The organism is Vibrio sp. 10N.222.49.A3, assembly GCF_041475145.1.
Classification (GTDB): Bacteria; Pseudomonadota; Gammaproteobacteria; order Enterobacterales; family Vibrionaceae; genus Vibrio; species Vibrio tasmaniensis_A.
This window is the reverse complement of the sequence record NZ_JBFRVM010000003.1, coordinates 45,091-63,682: the sequence shown is the minus strand read 5'-3', so window position 1 is coordinate 63,682 and position 18,592 is coordinate 45,091. Positions and strand designations below refer to the sequence as shown.

The 18,592-nt window shown below is 42.7% G+C and carries 13 protein-coding genes; 8 read left to right on the top strand and 5 right to left on the bottom strand.

The window, feature by feature from the left end; all coding sequences use genetic code 11:
* Window positions 1-88: 88 nt before the first annotated feature.
* Window positions 89-748 carry an HAD family phosphatase gene (locus AB4589_RS00325; protein ID WP_009846025.1) on the bottom strand — a complete coding sequence of 220 codons (660 nt, stop codon included), beginning with the start codon at window positions 746-748 and terminating at the stop codon, window positions 89-91.
* 343 nt (window positions 749-1,091) lie between these two features.
* Complete coding sequence (locus AB4589_RS00320; RefSeq protein WP_372099073.1) at window positions 1,092-3,518, bottom strand: response regulator; 2,427 nt, start codon at window positions 3,516-3,518, stop codon at window positions 1,092-1,094.
* 88 nt (window positions 3,519-3,606) lie between these two features.
* Here AB4589_RS00320 and AB4589_RS00315 point away from each other — a divergent pair, with 88 nt between their 5' ends.
* On the top strand, window positions 3,607-4,365 hold the full coding sequence (locus AB4589_RS00315; RefSeq protein ID WP_012601296.1) for an ABC transporter substrate-binding protein: 759 nt from the start codon (window positions 3,607-3,609) through the stop codon (window positions 4,363-4,365).
* 209 nt (window positions 4,366-4,574) lie between these two features.
* Here AB4589_RS00315 and AB4589_RS00310 read toward each other — a convergent pair whose 3' ends face one another.
* Together AB4589_RS00310 and AB4589_RS00305 are read right to left on the bottom strand one after the other, a co-directional pair.
* Window positions 4,575-5,135 (bottom strand): NADAR family protein, encoded by a 561-nt coding sequence (locus tag AB4589_RS00310; protein ID WP_012601297.1) that lies wholly within the window; start codon window positions 5,133-5,135, stop codon window positions 4,575-4,577.
* Window positions 5,136-5,325: 190 nt separating this feature from the next.
* A complete protein-coding gene (locus AB4589_RS00305) occupies window positions 5,326-5,520 on the bottom strand; it encodes a PA3496 family putative envelope integrity protein (protein WP_004732575.1) in 195 nt (64 codons plus the stop codon).
* A 361-nt stretch (window positions 5,521-5,881) separates the two neighbouring features.
* Between AB4589_RS00305 and AB4589_RS00300 the strand changes: the two genes are divergently transcribed.
* Genes AB4589_RS00300 through AB4589_RS00290 form a run of 3 tightly spaced genes read left to right on the top strand, consistent with a single transcriptional unit; the run spans window position 5,882 to window position 8,190 of the window.
* Window positions 5,882-6,706, top strand: a complete 825-nt coding sequence (locus AB4589_RS00300; protein WP_372048144.1) for an ABC transporter ATP-binding protein — start codon at window positions 5,882-5,884, stop codon at window positions 6,704-6,706.
* Between the two features lie 9 nt (window positions 6,707-6,715).
* Window positions 6,716-7,648 carry an ATP-binding cassette domain-containing protein gene (locus AB4589_RS00295; protein WP_371726830.1) on the top strand — a complete coding sequence of 311 codons (933 nt, stop codon included), beginning with the start codon at window positions 6,716-6,718 and terminating at the stop codon, window positions 7,646-7,648.
* The gene (locus tag AB4589_RS00290; protein ID WP_017097200.1) at window positions 7,645-8,190 is read left to right on the top strand and encodes a hypothetical protein; all 546 of its coding nucleotides are present in this window, start codon (window positions 7,645-7,647) and stop codon (window positions 8,188-8,190) included. The genes AB4589_RS00295 and AB4589_RS00290 overlap by 4 nt, the downstream gene beginning before the upstream one ends.
* Window positions 8,191-8,598: 408 nt before the next feature.
* Here the strand turns inward: AB4589_RS00290 and AB4589_RS00285 are convergent, their stop codons facing one another.
* Entirely contained in the window at window positions 8,599-10,578 is a 1,980-nt protein-coding gene (locus AB4589_RS00285) for a replication initiator protein RctB domain-containing protein (protein WP_017100481.1), read from the bottom strand.
* 1,261 nt (window positions 10,579-11,839) lie between these two features.
* Here AB4589_RS00285 and AB4589_RS00280 point away from each other — a divergent pair.
* From AB4589_RS00280 to AB4589_RS00265, 4 genes are all read left to right on the top strand, one after another.
* Entirely contained in the window at window positions 11,840-13,057 is a 1,218-nt protein-coding gene (locus tag AB4589_RS00280) for a ParA family protein (protein ID WP_009846016.1), read from the top strand.
* 5 nt (window positions 13,058-13,062) lie between these two features.
* The gene (locus AB4589_RS00275) at window positions 13,063-14,037 is read left to right on the top strand and encodes a ParB/RepB/Spo0J family partition protein (protein ID WP_372099072.1); all 975 of its coding nucleotides are present in this window, start codon (window positions 13,063-13,065) and stop codon (window positions 14,035-14,037) included.
* Between the two features lie 92 nt (window positions 14,038-14,129).
* On the top strand, window positions 14,130-16,262 hold the full coding sequence (locus AB4589_RS00270) for a GNAT family N-acetyltransferase (protein ID WP_372099071.1): 2,133 nt from the start codon (window positions 14,130-14,132) through the stop codon (window positions 16,260-16,262).
* Window positions 16,263-16,792: 530 nt separating this feature from the next.
* Complete coding sequence (locus AB4589_RS00265; RefSeq protein ID WP_372099070.1) at window positions 16,793-18,463, top strand: FapA family protein; 1,671 nt, start codon at window positions 16,793-16,795, stop codon at window positions 18,461-18,463.
* The last annotated feature ends 129 nt before the right edge of the window (window positions 18,464-18,592 follow it).

Below are 18,592 nucleotides of genomic sequence, written 5' to 3'. Positions count from 1 at the left end.
GAACATTAGGCTGATGATGCAAAAAAGCCGCTGTAGTCAGCGGCTTGATGAGTTCTAGAGCGAACCTAATTCGACTATAAGATTCGTGTTAATCCCAGTTGAGAATCGACCAATTCGGTTGATCGGCTAAAGCTTTCAAACGCGGGCATGGATTTACCAGATAGGCAAAGTCAGCGTGTTCACACAAAGGTAAGTCGTTGATTGAATCGGTATAAAAGTGAATGTCTGAGTAGTTGGTTTCTTGATTGTCTAACCACTCTTTTAAACGGGTGACTTTACCTTCACGGTAGCTTGGCACACCTGATATTTGAGACGTGAAGCGGCCTTGGTTTTCTACCAAATCGATACCGAGTGCGTTCTCAATACCAATCTTACAACCGACCGCTTCCACTAAGAAAGTCACGCTGGCAGAGATGATCAACATGTCGATATCATCATTCTCAAGCTGCTCAATCAAAGGTTTCGACTGCTTGAATTGCTTAGGTAAAATATGCTTCTCGACACACTCTTCCACCAAAGTAGTAACTTGCTCTGTTGGCATGTTCGCGAGTGGCTGCATGGAAAATGTTAGGTAATCTTCCATGTTCAATTTGCCTTCCGAATACAGGCCCATTAAACGCTTATCTTCATCAATAAAGTTGGGCGCAGTGGCAATGCCCTTTTCAACCAAGAACTCATTCCAAAGCATCGCTGCATCGGCATTGATCAGCGTTTCATCCATATCAAATACATACAAAGGTTTGAACATCTTAGGCTCTCACAGGTTGAGTTTCGTTAAGGTTAAAAAGGAGTTCTAGTTGGCTGCATGCTATAACGGGATTGTGACATTAAGAGCATATTTTAGTGGCAGTTGTATTTCACGGCTATGACAATCAACACATGCTTGTTTTTAAATACAACAGCTTATGGATTCAATCAGTATTGATACGCGACGTATTTAACTATATGTATTTAACTAACTATGTGTATTTAGCTAACTAGATGTATTAGCTAACCAAGTGCTCATTAGCAAAAAAAAGAAACTCCGACTGATTCTGTCGGAGTTTCTTATAGAGTTGGATATGCTTTAGCGAGACATCAGCTAATTGAACTTAAACGATTTTCTGCTCATGTTCCTTGCTCGACTCAGTTCCTTTCGACAAGAAACTGGCAACGATCTCTCTCAGTTTCCCTTGATTGACGGGTTTTGGTAAAAATTCATCCATACCCACATCGAAGCACAAATGCTTATCTCGTTGCACGACGTTGGCCGTCAGCGCAACGATCGGAATGTGTTTAGAGGTTCCTTCTTCGAGCGCTCGGATCTGCTTGGTCGCTTCGAAACCATCAAGAACTGGCATCTGGCAATCCATAAAAATCATCTCGTATTCGTTGGCCTGGAATTTCTCGACACCAATTTCACCGTTGTCTGCAATATCCACCTCAAACCCCAGCTTCTTAAGCATCATTTTGGCGACTTGTTGATTCACTCTAGAATCTTCAACGACCAAAACCTTACCACTAAACGGAGCAGCCACTGGTTTTGGCTCTTCTTTGATTGGAGCTTGTTTGTCTATTTGTGTCGTTCTAACAGAAGCAGATGTTGTAGCTTCAACAGAACTCGATGATTTGGTTAATGGCACGGGTTGATTATCTTTAAACGCGACCTCACCTCGATTTGGATAGGTAAAGGTTGAGGTATCAGCCGATCTCGCAAGGACTTCACTCAGCGTCCATTTAAGCTGATTATCTTGATAAGGGCGAGCAATGTATGCAACAAAACCCACTTGTTTGGCGCGTGCTTCATCCTGTTTTCGAGGATCGGCAGAAATCATCACTAGCTTCGGACAAGCTTTGTCAAAACGCTCAATCAAACTTCTTGCTAATTGGAATCCATCAATAGACGGCATCACTTTATCAATCAGCACCAGATCATAAGGCAACGACTTCGCCACAGACTCTGAAACAAGCTCTAACGCTTGAGTGGCGGTTTCACAGCACTCAGACTTAACGCCGAATGATTGAAGTTGTGTTGAGGTAATACGCATGTTCAACTGGCTGTCATCAACCAAAAGTACCGAGACTTTATTAAAATCGATGTTGCTCTCGTCAACGTCTAAGCTCGGGTCAAAGTCAGCGGTAAAGTAGAATGTACTTCCCTTACCTACGACACTGGTTAGCTCAAGCTTACTGCCCATTAAGGTCACGATCTTATCGCATATCGTAAGACCAAGCCCCGTGCCTCCGTAGATGCGGGTGGTGCTACCGTCGGCTTGTTGAAACTTATCGAATACCGATTGTTGCTTGTCTTCTGCGATACCAATACCACTATCGGTCACCTCAAATTTCACTCTGAGCTTTTGTTCCGGCTCTATGACTTCTTCTAAACGAAGTGAGAGCATGACATGACCATGTTCGGTAAATTTGATGGCATTGCCAACTAGGTTATTCAGTACTTGTCTTAACTGAGTGCCATCGCCAATCACCATGGTTGGGATCTTAGGATCAATCGCCAGTTGGAATTTGAGCCCTTTTTGCTCGGCTTTAACTCTGAAGGTCGACTCTACGTCGGCAGCAATACCCATCATTTTCATCGGTTCTTGCTGAAGCTCTAAACGACCCGCTTCAATCTTCGAGTAGTCGAGAATGTCATTGATTAAATCGAGTAGAGTAAGCGAAGAGGTGTTGAGCATGTCGACATACTCTTTTTGCTCTTTCGGCATATCCATTTCAGAAAGCAGTGATGAAAGCCCGATAATCCCGTTCATTGGAGTGCGGATTTCGTGGCTCATGTTGGCAAGAAATTCACTCTTGTTGCGGTTCGCTACCTCTGCAGTATCTTTGGCTTTTTCCAATTCTTGGTATTGTTGACGAATACGTTCAATCGACTGATTGTAGCTACTCTCTAGTGTAGAGATCTCATCACTGTATGTAGAGTTAGTGGGTGTTAGAAATCGCGGTTTGTTGTCTTCAACCTGTTGATGGTTGATCTGAGAAGACATGGTCATTAAGCGCTTAACTACAAGGCGGTAGACGATGGTTAAACATACCAGAGACAATAAGAAGATTTTAACTGCTTCGAAGGCGAGCAATAATAACACCCGGTCTTCAAAGTCGTTGAGAATCATACTTAGATCAGACTGCACCGTGAGCGTCGCCAGTTGGAACTCTGAGCCTCCCATCTGATGCACCATATCCCAAGATTGAGAATAAGACTGACCGGACGTCTGTTGACCTAATTCTAAAATTTTTTCATCGGGGCTTTCTATTAACAGATAACTGACCGAGGGTAAGCGGGAGATACCTTCAGCTTGCACAAACAGTTGCTCTCGGTCTTCAACCCACAAACTGGCGGTTAAGCCAGAAAGATAACCATCCTTAACTTGTTCGATCTGAGAACTGATAAAAGAAACTCGATTTTGGTACTCCACATACAAACCTAGACCTGTCACTATGACTGTGAATAAGGTACTGATTGCGATGATTACCCCGATCAACTGTCGGGAGAGTCCAATATAGCGTTTTCCTTTATTCACCATACAAAAATTACCATTATTGTTATCCTAGCAAACTACAATTACTCAACTAGTATAATAGTAGTCATTCATCAAATAACTAGGGAAGGTTATGAAAAAACATCTAATAGTTGCATCCATAGTCAGTTTGTTTTCAAGCAGTTATGCTTTTGCAAGCGAACCTGTTCACTACTACATTATTGCAAGCCAAGCGCAACCTTTTCAGATCGAAACTGACGGGTCATCTCACAGAGGAATGGTTTCGGATATTGTTGAAGCCGTATTTGACGACAGCCAATACGAGATCGATTACCACACCTACCCTTTCAACCGAATGATCGATAAGCTCGACGCTAGAGAGAATCCAAACTGGGTCACCTATGGCAGCCCAAGTTGGGGAAATATCCAATCTGTAAACCTGTCTAAAGATCCGATTTACAATGTAAAACATGTGTTACTTAGCAGCGGCAAGAAGCCATTTGAGTTCAACACTATCGATGATTTAAACGGAAAAGCGGTTGTATTGCTGGTGGGGTTTGAATATCCAAATCTAGAGCCTTATATCCAACAAGGTAAGCTTAACGAGATTCGAGTTAAAGATTACAGCGCGGCTTTTCGTGTATTAAACCGAACTCCGGGTGATACCGTTTTTGTTGAAATGGAATCTCGAATCAAATACAACCTAAATGAGCAGAAACTCAGTATTGATGACTACCAGATGCAAGAGTTTGGCTCAGTGATTAATAACTACCCCATCCATTTAGCATTTGACCCAGAGATGGATCCTAAACTGCAAAGCTTCATCGACCAGCGCCTCGACCAAATGAAAGACGATGGTCAGCTCAACGACATCGTACAGAGTTACTTATAGCAACAGCATCAGTTGTAACCTTCGCATAAAGGTATAGCTTAGGTATCGTAATTTAGCTCTCTTCGATGACTAACTCGCTCTTAAGCCTAAAAGGCTGCCCTGATTAGCACAGAAGCTAAGTAGGGCGGCCTTTTTTAATTCATCTTTAAGGGCTAAAAGAGTTTACCTGTAATCGACCTACTTAATTTGGAACCACGGAGGTAAATGGATTAGTGTGCAGCAATCAAATGCAGTTGCTGAGTACGAAGCTCTTGTCGTACTGCCATCAGAATCTTGCCTAAATGGTTCTCGCCGGTTCCATCGCCACCATCCCCCCAGAAGTGGTCTTTGTGCGAATGTTCTTTTATCACCGAATCTCCGGTATTAGTAAGAAACAACGCAAACTGTGGGTTCTGCCTGAACTTCTCTGTGACAATGAACTGCATCACTTCAACACGAATGTCATACCAATCTTCCCGAACTTGGTCTTCATAATCACGGCTTAAAGAGAATGCTTCAGCAGGAGTCGAGGCTTCGAGAATGGTGTTACGCAGCGCTTGAGAGGCAAACTTCATCGCTTGATAATAATGCTCGCTGGTTGCCCAAACTTGATCGTCGATTTTGATAGGACAAGCGGCAAAATTTGACAGGTACCCGTTTGGATCTTCAGGTTCATAGAACAGCACTTCTTTGGCTTTAGCCACCGAATTAGACATAGCCTTCTCCTTACCAACAACATCGCATATTTTTGCTTTAACTTTAAAATTAGTGGCGTTGCATATAACTGTCAAACAACTTAGTTAAAGAGTATGCCAAGGGCATGTTTTTAGTCGAGAACAAATAATGTAGAGGAAGGACAATGGATTTAAATGGTGAGAGGCAAGGAGCATGGTTTACTTATAAAAAGCACAAACTTCTTTAAAAAAGGCATATAAATCAAAGGGTGGCGGTGCGCCACCCTTCTAAATGCAATGGGGATTGTTAATGAATTAGACCTAGCTCCCTCGCTTCTTCCAGGCTAAAACCGCTTTCTCTAATTTCTCTTAGAGCTTCAATACGACGACGAGCTTCAGCAGATTTCATTTTCTTTTCTGGTTTGAAAGATACTTCTTCTTCAGCATCCCACTTATTTGCAATATTTGTCATTTCATCATGGTTGATAGAATTAATGGACATGTTTTCCTCCGAAAAGCACCATGTAATGGACAGGTAATCTGTAGCAAATGCTATTTCGCTTGTTAAGCAATTCTGTACTGAAATGTGATGATTCCGACGCTTCACAAAGCTAATTAATAAATGCCTCATTTAAACTTTGCCAAAGCCATTTTGTGCCATTACATTTAAAAGATTCCCCATAAGAAATGTGGTTTGATCCACCTCTCATTTTCCTCGTTCTCATTTCCTATTTCCCGCTGAAACTTCATGAAATAATCAAAAAATAATTCGAGTCACTTCATTCTTTTTGTGCTCTTCTCTTCCACTAAATTCAACACATCTTAATGATAATAGTTATCAATATCATAACTGAGTGTTTATCATGTCTAGGGAAAATTTAGAGACACCTCTTCTCGAAGTGAAGAATCTATGTGTCGATTACATTACCGATGACGGCGATTTTAATGCCGTAAAATCCGTAAGCTTTAACATAGGCCAAGGCGAGATTTTTGGTTTAGCGGGAGAATCCGGGTGTGGCAAAAGTACCATCGCATTTGCCATTAACCGCCTGCATAAGCCACCGGCTTTCATCTCTGGCGGACAAATACTGTTTGGCGGGCAAGATCTGCTGAGCTTATCGGACAGCCACTTGAACACCTTACGTTGGAGTGAGATCGCAATGGTGTTCCAGAGCGCGATGAACTCGCTTAACCCTGTACTGACCATTGAAGAACAGTTTGCCGATGTATTGCGCCACCACAAGGGCATGAACAACGAGCAAGCAAAAGATCGCGCCGAAAAGTTACTCGACCTAGTCAATATCCCTCGCCACCGTCTAGCCGAGTACCCACACCAGTTTAGCGGTGGGATGCGTCAACGTTTGGTGATTGCGATAGCTCTCGCGCTCAACCCTAAGTTGATTATCATGGATGAACCGACCACGGCACTGGATGTGGTTGTACAGCGCGAAATTCTGCAGCAAATACATCAACTCAGAGAAGAGTTTGGTTTCTCAATATTGTTTATCACCCACGACCTCGCACTAATGAGCCAACTGTGCGATCGAATTGCCATCATGCGTCATGGACAGATAGTTGAAGTCAACCAAGCCCATGAGATTCGCAATAACCCTCAGCACTCCTACACCCAAAAGCTATGGAGTTCCTTCCCCAATATTCACGAACACGCTCACGCAACTGCGTGCTAGGAGAGCTCCATGTCACAACCTATTTTTCAAGTAAAAAACCTCGTTAAAGAATTCACTGTTGGTGGTGGATTTGGCAAAGAAGAGATCTTTAGAGCACTGCATGGGGTGAGTTTTGATTTACATGCAGGTAAAACATTGGCACTGGTTGGCGAATCAGGCTGCGGGAAAAGCACCTGCGCTCGACTGATGACCAAAGTTTATCCGCCAACAGAGGGAGAAATACTGTTCAATGGCAGAGATATTTCTACCTTAAAAAGTCGTAAAGATATCTTGGATTACCGAAGCCGCGTGCAAATGATATTTCAAGACCCATTTGGCTCACTCAATCCAACCCACACCATTGAACACCACTTAACACGGCCCCTTAAGATCCACAAGCAAGTTGCTACGAAACAAGCTCTCGCAGAGCGTCTCAACGAGTTATTAACGCTGGTGGAGTTGCCCATCGAAACTCTCACCAAATACCCTCATGAGCTCAGTGGAGGCCAAAGACAGCGCATAAACTTAGCCAGAGCACTCGCAGTCGGTGCTGAGGTTATCCTTGCCGATGAACCCACCTCGATGTTGGATGTTTCAATACGACTCGGTGTTTTGAACCTAATGCAGAGGATGAAGAAAGAGTTAGGGATAGGTTTTTTGTACATTACGCATGATCTCGCAACAGCACACTACATCGCAGAAGAGACGGCTGTGATGTACAAGGGGCAGATCGTTGAGTGGGGATCAACCCAGTCGATCTTAACCAACCCACAACACCCGTACACTAAGTTATTGATCTCTGCAGTGCCCGATCCTGATCTACCATTTGGCGAACTCGTGAAAAATGAGCCAAACTATTCAATAGACGCAGATCGTATTCGTGAACAAAGCAGTGAAATACAGCATGAGATCAAGCAAGTTTCAGATAATCACTATGTTAAACAGTGGGATAACGTTGCATGAATGAACTAGACACTTGGTTAGAGCGGATCGGAAATTGGTACAAAGACCGAAAGCATGATCAAGTGGAGAAGTTAGAGCCTTTGATCTTAACGCCTCCAGATGCACTCTGGGGGCCTTTGATCACGGATGAACAGAGCAAAGGCATCGCATGCTGGTTAGACGGATGCTTGAGAATCTTTACGTTTTATCGATATAAAGATGAAATTCTGACGGCATCGACAAAGCTTCCACCACCAAGCCCACCATCTATCTCAAACGAACTTTGTGGCTCGCACCATCAGGAAAAAGCTTTCCAATACCTGATGTTTGCCTATAGTAAGCTTCAAGCTGTGTCTTGTAATCCAAAATCAGAACCTGACTTACAAGAGTGGTGTACACAGCGGCTACAGCACTTGTGTGTATTGGCTTTGGAGTTTACCAACCAACAACAAGAACCGCGCTGGAAAGAAGAATCAGAAAAATTGATCGAATCGCATGTACGCTTTATGGCAAGTCAACACCAGAACGATGATCAAGGTATAGCTCTACGTCAACTGCACTGATCCACTCCTTGTTCAACCCCTGTTCGATCAAGCATCAAAGCTGAACCTCATCAAAAATAAGCACCTTGATCATGCTTCAGGAACGGACTCCATAAGCTGTAGAATTTAAATGGTAAGCTTTTGAATGTTAATGATTAGCCGAATTGCAGGCAAAAAAAAGCGAGTCCCTTAGGAACTCGCAAAAATCTATTCAGTATGATGTAACAAAATATGAGCCAATCTATTAATCATAAGAAAGGACAAAAGGTTGTCTATTCGGGATAAATAATAATCAACTGGATGCGCTACATTGTCATCAATTTGTCAGCGTTAGGTGCGGTTTTAATCAGCACCTAATGTGTTAAAACTATCCATTCGTCGACCGTAAATATGGGCTTCTTACAACTGAGCAGTGACAGTGATTGGTGACTAGTGGCCAATCGCCATTTCGTCGAGCGCTAAGAACACGTTTTCGTCTAAATGACCTTCGTGAACTTGTTTACACACTTTACGACGCACAGCTAAACCAGAGATCAAACGCTCAATAGACAAGTGTCGATTGCTGGTGCTGTCACGGTCGTTGTAAAGCTCAATCAAGCGACTCAGTGTTTCGTATGGGATAACGTCCTCCCCTACTCTCAACCAATCAAGCTTCTCAATGAGCTCAGAACACTCTTCTTTGATTGAAGCATGTGAATGCCCTGTCATAGCAGATAAAGCCGTTATACTGCGTTCTAGAGCCTCTGCAGAGGTATATTTAGAGAGAGTAATCATGATCTCGTCAGCGTTGATCTCAACAGAGTGTTTACGCTGCTTAACTCGACGTCCCAATTTGCCTCTTGGCGACGGTGCTTTGCGCTGAATTGGCTCAAACTCACCATCGATAATCTCAGACAACTCTTCCAATTTCTGCTTAGACACCATTTCATTACGCAGTGGGTTCGGTAACGTTGGTGCCATATTACGCTTGCCTGCATTGGTGGTGCGTGCTCTTGAGTAACGTAAGACTTCTTCCACATTACATTTGATATCAACCTGATAATCAGTCGTTTTTCCTTTTTCGATCAACGCGGTGATCGTTAAGTGATAACCCCAAAGGTTAACCAGGAAGGTATCTTCTTGATCCCCTACTTCACCTAACTTTCTGAGCTCGCGGATCAGATCCATCGAAAAACGACGCCAATCGATGTTACGCGCCAATTTCTGATTCAGCTCGCTGAGCAACATGCAATCTGTATGGCGGCGTGCCATACGGCTTCTAAAGTACGAATACATTTGGAAGACCAAGGTATGTTGCTTCAGGATTTCTGGCGGAAATAGGAAGAAATAGTCACGCGTCAGCAGCTCTTCGTAGAACGAAGGTTCCCAAACCAGGATGTATAGGTTCGGTTTAATGCGAATTTCGCCGTCAGAGCCTTCTGTAGGCGCTTCTTCCGATGCGGTAATGGTTCTAGCTAGGAATCGGAAACGATCACTCTTAAAGCCTTCTGGCATGTTCTCGCTAAGCCAACGGCCTGTGAGCTCATGCAATTGGAAATCGGTAAATTCGATACGATCAATACTGTCACGGATCGAATCACGTGCCGGCCCGCTGTCTTTCTTGCCACGCAAGGACAAAATATCCGTGATGTAAAGTGGTGTTTTGTTCGGTGTGTGTTTCGCGTCTAGATGGTAATCATCTTGGTGATGATCATGATATTGAACAGTAAGCGTGAATAACGCGAATAGCGTCATCAGATCATCAACCGTCATAATGTTTTTTGAAGATCGAGTCTCGATCACCGCTCGAGTGCCAGAGATCGAAACCATTGATTTTTGGTAGCTCTTGCGCGTTCTAGGGGGCGCTAAGGCTTGATCAATAATACCCGCCCAATTGGTTGGCGACACAATAAATTGATCAGCTTCGTCTTTCATCGTTGGTGGGGTATTGAGTCCGTGTTCATTCAATAAGCGTTTGTTGACTTTGGTTTGAGCTAGAGCTTTAGATCGCTTTTGCTTCTCATTTTGCTTCACGCTTTCTGTCACTAAGCTAGTAGCACCCAGTACTGATATCAATTGGTTTGGGTTAACAAAGCGATGCAGCATAGTTTTACCAGCAAGACCTTCTTCAAAGCGAACCGGAATTTGCCTGAAAAGACCGATACTGACCGCAGCTCTTAACCTTTGCTGTAAGGCTGCACGAGTAACTTGACCATCGGTTGATTCAATAATCTCGGTAGTAGAAACGTAACCGTCTTTGCTGCTAAACCCACGAAGTGAAATTAGGTTAAGAAGCTCAACGATGCTTTTGGTGACACCTTTGAAGTGTTGATATTGTTCTATCCATTCAACGGCTGTTTCAGATACCTCAAATAAATGACCATCTTTGTGGCTTCGTGCCTTAATTAACAATTTCTCTTCTGGTTTCATTTTTGATCCGTATCACACTAACCGTAATTTCACTATAGTTCCTGAATGATAAAGAAAGAATGATCATAAATAAAGAGAATTTATTGGCTTTTAAATAACTGATCTTTTTGATTAATATGATCTTAAATGATTAAGTGATCTAATGATCTGGCTGTTCTCGCAGCTTTAAGTGGCTGAATTTAAAGGTTTAAAATAAAACCCCTTGGAAAGCATGATCATAAAAACCCCGAAACTATGATCATTAAATCAAAGAAAGCATGATCACAGAACACCAGAAGTATGATCATTAACTCATTGTAAGCATGATCATTATTGGCTTGAAAGCATGATCATTATACTTATACAGCTTATCCACAGTTCGGAAGTCAACATCATCTTCTAAGTCACTTCATACAACTCAATGCGGATATTTATGATGCCCAATCTATCGGAACAATGATCAAGTGATGGTACTTTTTTATCCTTCCCGCCCTATTGAGGATAAAATTTAACCTGTATCTGTTGAAAATGGATAGCTTTGATGTATTTAGCGTAGGTGGGAGTTAACTAGGAAGCATGATCATGAAATTGTCATGTTTGCGTATTCTCGGTCAGTGTAGATTGAATTTTCAATCATTGAGCCCTTATAGGCGTTGAATCCCCATTACAAAAGCATTTGTCCGTAACTTAGCTCTTAAATTACATGCTTCCGGAACGATATTTACTTGATCATTTTTCCGGAGTTTGATCATTTGTAATGTGCAGTTGCTCGGATCAATATTGCTAAGTTTGCGCCTTGATCATGCTTCATAATTTGGTGTTATTAATTCTCTTACATTAGATGTGTTCCATGATCATTCTTCCGCTCAGGTTAGAATCCTCTGTTGTTTTTTTGCACCTCCTCTTCTCTTATGTTTTGAATTTTTTGTTCATTGAGGTTTGTTTAATTTTTATTGAATTGAAAATCTAGAAATTCGAATGCAAATCACACCAACCGTAATCTATGCTTGTGTTTCAATCGTTCCGCAGCTTTTTAGCGATAATTTCATTTACATTGTAAATAAGTGATGCTGTAACACTTTAAATGTGCGCTTAAAATAACATGGTTGTGCATGATGAAAATGATGACTTTTAGTATTACTCTGAGGTGATGTTTCATCAAATTGTAAAAACACTGTCTATTTTATGTGAGTTTACTCATAAATGCATGTTCATGTTTTTGTTGTGTTTGTTGTTAATCGCTGTACAATTTGTACTTAGTTAATCATTACGGAAACTGGCAATGAAAAGAGAACAAACGATTGATAAGCTCTATCAGCTAGCCGAACAAACTCAACAAGTTCAGGCTGACCGAATTGAGATTATTTTGGAAGAGCGAAGTGATGAACATTTCCCTCCAATGTCTAAAGCTATGATGGAGACTCGTTCTGGTTTAACGCGTCGTAAACTCGATGAAGCGATCACTAAACTTGAAGCTGATGGCCATCAGTTTACAAAGAACAACGCCAATCACTACTCGATTTCATTGACAGAAGCTCACATGTTGATGGACGCGGCAGAAGTGCCAAAGTTCCATCAACGTAAGCAGCATGCTGACAATAAACCATGGATTATCAACGTACAAAACCAAAAGGGTGGTACGGGTAAATCAATGACGGCAGTTCACTTAGCTGCGTGCTTATCTCTAAATTTGGATAAGCGCTACCGTATCTGTCTGATTGACTTGGATCCACAAGGCTCTTTGCGTCTGTTCTTAAACCCACAAATTAGTGGTGCAGAGCATGACAGCATTTATTCTGCAGTCGATATCATGTTGGATAATGTGCCAGAAGAGCAGGATGTTGACCTAGAATTCTTGCGTAAGAACGTGCTGTTGCCAACTCAGTATCCTAACTTGAAGACTATTTCAGCCTTCCCAGAAGATGCGATGTTTAATGCTGAAGCATGGCAAAGCCTGTCTAGAGATCAGTCACTTGATATTGTTCGTCTTTTGAAAGAAAAGCTTATCGACAAAATCGCCGATGATTTTGATGTGATCATGATTGATACTGGGCCACACGTGGACCCGTTAGTGTGGAATGCAATGTACGCGTCGAACGCACTTTTAATTCCATGTGCAGCCAAGCGTTTGGACTGGGCTTCAACGGTTAACTTCTTCCAGCACTTGCCAACGGTTTATGAAATGTTCCCGGACGATTGGAAAGGGCTTGAGTTCGTTCGTCTAATGCCAACGATGTTTGAAGACGACAACAAAAAACAGGTATCAGTTCTGACCGAGATGAACTACCTGTTGAATGACCAAGTAATGATGGCCACGATTCCAAGAAGCCGCGCCTTTGAAACTTGTGCTGACACTTACAGCACGGTTTTCGATCTGACGGTAAGCGACTTTGAGGGCGGTAAGAAAACTCTGGCTGTCGCTCAAGACGCAGTACAAAAAAGTGCTCTAGAATTAGAGCGTGTATTACATAGCAACTGGCCTTCACTTAATCAGGGATAACAAGAATGGCAATTAAAACATCTGACTTAAATGCAAAGCTATTTGGTAAAGCAAATAAACGTCGCGTAGCTACGCCACAAGAAGCTCAAGCTGCGCTAAAAGAGCAAGCTCAAGTAATTGAGCTTTCTGTTGCGGGTGAAGATTTAGTTTCATTTGAATTGGTTCGAATTCCAGCCGCTGATGTAGCAACACGAACGGTTGTTTTTGAAGAGAATGCTCGTGAGCAGTCTTTCTTAAATGAGCACGCGCTTTCTGACGTACTAACTACGCTTAAAGAGCGCGGCCAGCAATATCCAGCGGTTGGTCGTAAGAACAAAGACGGCAAGATTGAAGTTCTTGATGGTAGCCGTCGTCGTATGTCATGTATTTTGGCTGACAAAGAGTTCTTGATCTATGTCGCTGAAAACATTAACGGCGAACATGCTAAGTTTCTATCAGATGTAGCTAACGCTCATAAACCACTTTCTCTCTATGAGAAGGGGAAGGAGATGCAAGCGAAGCTTGATAAAGGCGAAGCTGAAGATCAGAAAGCACTCGCTAAAATGTTCCAGTGTAGTGAAGCTTTGGTGAGTGGCGCGTTGAAAGCGGCGGCTTTACCACTTGAATTATTACAAGCTTACCCAAATGTGAGCGATCTTGGCCGCCCGACTATTGTTAAGTTACACAAACAATTTAGCGGTCTTACTAGTGAGCAGCAACAAACATTACTGACCAAGTGTGATGCTTCTGAAGGTTTTGTGTGGCAGCGCAGCGAAGCTCAAGGCGTAACTCGTTTAACAAAAGATGTGACAGAGACTTTAGAAGGTTGGGTGCTCGAACTAGCACCAGCACCCGCGAAGAAAGCTTCTCCAAAAGTTGAACTTATTAAAGGTCGAGCGTCATATAGCCGTAAGGGTTCAAACTTGGCGTTAAATCTTAAGAAAGTTGATGATACAACAATGGAAGAAATCCTAGCATTCGTACAATCTAAGTTAGACTAAGTCACGACTTTTGATTACTCCTCTAAAGCCGCTTTATGCGGCTTTTTATTTGGCTGTGATAAACTGTGTTTAGATGAATCTGGACGCTAACTATGACAAACCCAACCAATACTTTTCTGCATACACTTTCTAATATTGCCCAACACAATGGTCACCGTTACGGTGTGGTCTTTGATGGCGACTTTGATTGGCAAAACTCTGCTGTTTTTACCTTCCTTCAAAATTCGTACACACCGAGCATCTTCCAGATTGGTGGAACTCCGTTTGAAGGTGTGATTTATGCTCCAGTCAAAAAAGGCCAACAATTGCTTGGTCGTGAGTGCCAAGTTGTTGTTTGTGATTTTAGAGATCAGTTTGATGCGAATGGTTTTAGCGCTGCACTAGGTTCGTTAATCGGTGGTGGGCTGTTGTTGGTGTTGCCGCCAAAAGTTGATGACTCTGAAGATAACGAGAGCTTTGGCCAACGTTGGTTAAAGGAGAATTTCAATAAGCTCATTTCGGTTTCACAACACAACGAAACAGACGATGTTGTTCAAGCGACTAAAGCACTTCCTCTCAAGCAAGACTTTGAAAACAGTTTGGACAAATTCGAACAGCAAAATCTGGCTGTTGAGTTGGTTAAAAAAGTGGTGTCTGGGCATCGTAAACGACCTTTAGTTCTCACGGCAGATCGAGGACGTGGTAAAAGCTCTACATTGGGTATTGCCGCTGCTCAGCTTTTGGTTGAGCGTCATGGATTAAATATCATCGTGACAGCGCCTTCAGTGAAAGCAATCGAGCCTGTATTTTCCCACGCGAGTCAAAGCCTAGAAGACTGTGAAGTGCTCAACGCAACTTACATTTGCTATCAAAGCGGAAGTTTAAGATTCGTAGCACCAGATGAATTACTTAAGTCTAAGCCTGATTGTGATTTGCTATTAGTCGATGAAGCGGCTGCAATTCCAATCCCGATGCTCAAATCTATGGTTGGCATTTATCATCGTATGGTTTTTTCAACCACCGTTCACGGATACGAGGGGAGTGGGAGAGGGTTTGGACTTAAGTTCGAGTCTTGGCTTTCAGAGCATCGCCCGGGGTGGAAAGGTTTTAAGCTCGATCAGCCCATTCGTTGGAATCGCAATGATCCACTAGAGCGTTGGTTGTTTGATTGCTTCTTGCTTGGTAACGACGCGTCGCTAAGTGACTCGGTGATTCATGAGTTAGATAGCTTTTCTGATCTGGCAATCAACCAACTGAGCTTGGTCGAGTTATCAAAGGCAGAATGCTTGGCGAACCCGGAGCCGCTACAGCAATGCTTTTCTCTTCTTGTTGACGCTCATTATCAAACGTCACCAAACGATCTAATGCAGTTTCTCAACAATCCAGCAATCCGTTTGTACGCTGCTTGGCAGAAAAACGAATGTTTAGGTTGTATGTTGGTAACTGAAGAAGGTGGGTTGGATAGCGATCTGATTGCTCAGATTCAACTTGGAAAACGAAGACCTCAAGGTCACCTAGCTCCAGTGTTACTCGCAAACCAACTGGGTTGTACGCAAGCGGCGCTCAGTCGTTGCCTTCGAGTTATGCGTATTGCCGTTTCAACACGTCATCAAGGTTCGGGGATTGGTCGTTGGATGTTGGGGCAGTTGTCAAAGCAAACTAATCAGGCGGATTACTTAGCAACGAGCTTTGGCGCTACCAGTGAATTGATTTCATTCTGGCGCGATAACGATTTTGTACCTGTGCACATTGGCCACCAGCGCGATCAAGCAAGCGGCTGTCACTCGGTATTGATGGTTAAGCCACTTAATAAAAGCGCACAGAATTGGGTCTACAATCTGATAAGTCACTTTGAACGTAGTTTCTGTTTTCTCACTTCTGGTTCTTTGGCTTCTCTCGAGGTTGATATGGTGCGCGCATTATTACCAAGGCAAGCAGAATCTATGGCAGAGTCTGAAATCCAACTCATCAGGAATTATGTCGATGGTGGTAATAGTTACGACAGCATTGGTTTCAGTGTCCTGAATTTGATTCTCCAAAGTAATGGTCATCAAGCGCACATAACTGAATCTGACGCTATAATCGATACAGGTTTCGTTGTTCCAGACTTACTTATCGCGAAAGTCGTGCAGCAGAAAGAGTGGGGGACTTGTGTCGAACAGTTTAATCTAGTCGGACGAAAACAAGCTGAGCTACAGTTTAGGAAAGATGTCGGTACTCTACTATTAAATTTACACTGTAAATAAGTAGGTCAACGATCGTCACTAAATTTGGAACGACAGAGCATATGTCGAGCTGTTAATTAGATTTACAGTGTAAATTAGAAGGCCGGATTTACACTGTAAACTGAACCGCGGTATGTAATGACCTATGTGATTTCAATTATCCAATCTTTATGCAATTTCTCAATTTGTTGAACATGTCCATCATGGCGCTCATTTCCTATCTCAATTCTACCGATCTAATCATCGCCGTTGTTTGGAAGGTATAATTTCATATTATCACATCAATTCATCCCGAATCGTTTGGTGATGAAGATCCGTCGCTGTATTGCGATCTTATGCTCGTACCCAATATTCATAGTTTGAAAAATCGTGAAAGAATCTTTTTTGTAAAGGTGAAGAAGAGATTAGAATCGGTCAGTCTTATTTATGAGTCCCTTTGCAACATCGAAAGTAAGTGATGTGACGCTGATTATTCTACTGTAGTGATTCTAAGCACAGAGCGAATTATATAGACTGCATAACAACAGAGTTATTATGGGTACACAATTCGAATGTGGGATAGCATCGTTACATTGTCGGAAGATAGGAAGCAAGTGATGGCATGTCTGCCGTCTGGGTTTGTGGTCAACGCAAGCTTTGACAATAAGACATTACCAACAACCTTAGAAGCTTTGAACGCATCAAACTATTTTATTTTCGAAGAAGAGATACTGCGTTTTGTCACTCTTGCTAAAGAAGGTAAGGGAGAAGCTTATCAAGGAATATTGATTGCTGAAGTTCGTAATTCCAGTGTTACGGTTGAACTGTCTGATGATGAGATGCTCGCAAGTCTTGTTGTAACTGGGGCATATAATGGGCAGGCATTACGTGGCAGCGATATCATTCATTGCTTGGCTCAGGCTCACATAACGAAAGGAATTAATAAGCTAGCACTTAGAAAAGTCTTAATGATGAGTAGCAAGCTAAAGCCGGGTGAAAAATTTACTCAGCCCGTTGCCAAAGGTTCTCCAGCTGTGAAGGGTAAAGATGCTAAGTTTTCAGCATTGGTTGAAGACATTACTCATCAAGTATTAAAGCCTCGCAGTAAAGACGCCGGTAAGATCGATATGCGAGATCTCGGCGAAACCATTACCGTTGGTCAGAATGACCCGCTAATGAAACGTACTCCTGCCACCAAAGGTATTGCGGGCTTTACCGTCCAAGGTCGAATTATCCCACCCCTTCCGGGCCAAGACAGTTTGATTAAGCCGGGAAAAGGCACCCACATTTCCCCTGACGACCCTAATTTATTACTTTCTTCATCCTCTGGTCTGCCCATTATTAAAGAGCGAAGTATCGAAGTGGATGACGCCTTATGTGTTAGCAATGTCGACGTATCTACTGGGCACGTTAAATTCAAAGGTAATGTGTTTGTCTCTGGGAATATAGAACCTGGAATGATAGTGAAGGCGACCGGAAGCATTACTGTTGGTGGCTTTATTGAATCTGCAGAAGTTCAGGCTCAGGGGGATATAAAAGTCGCGAAAGGAATCATTGGTCATACGATCAAAGAGGATGAGCCAAAAAGTTGTAAGGTACTTAGCAAAGGCTCTATCACAGCAAGCTACGCACAGAATACTGAACTGCAAACCAGCAATGACATTCTACTCAATCTACATAGCATGAGTAACGACATTCGTTGTGGCAACAACCTCATTGTGATGGATACCTTTAAGAAGCATGGCACACTTAGTGGCGGTGAAGCTAAAGTCGGCGGTAAAGTGGAATGTGTTTTCTTAGGCGTTGAAGGGGATACAGCAACTAAGGTTCATGGTTTTGCTCGCTTCGAGGGATATCAAAAAAAAATAGCTCAACTGAAGGAGATTTATAAGCACGCTCAAGAACAAACCATGGACGTCATCCGTCAAGAACTCGAATTTAAGAAGCGACCAAAAGCGGAAAGAAGCGAAGAGCAAGCGTTGGAGATTGAGCAGCAACGAGAAAAAAACAATCAAGCGATAGAGAAGACTAAATCGCAGTTGGATACACTCGAAGCTGAATTTGAGACAAACCTTGCCGAGTGCACAGTAGAGGCGCACGAGAAAGTGTACACCCGTGTATCTGTTTTGTTTGGTGATGAGATGGTGACGACTAAGCGAACGCACGGCGGCAGTGTTTTCTCGTTCAATCAATATGAAATTCAATGTTCTTTCAAAATGGAGAAAGAAGATATCTCATTGTAATTGAGCGACTCTGAAATTGCCCAATACTAAATAGAGCGGTTCGAGCAGTTTTCTGCTCATTAGACCAAATAAGAAAGGGGGAGCTGATGCTCCCCCTTTGCTTTTGCTGATATTGACTTAGTTCGATTC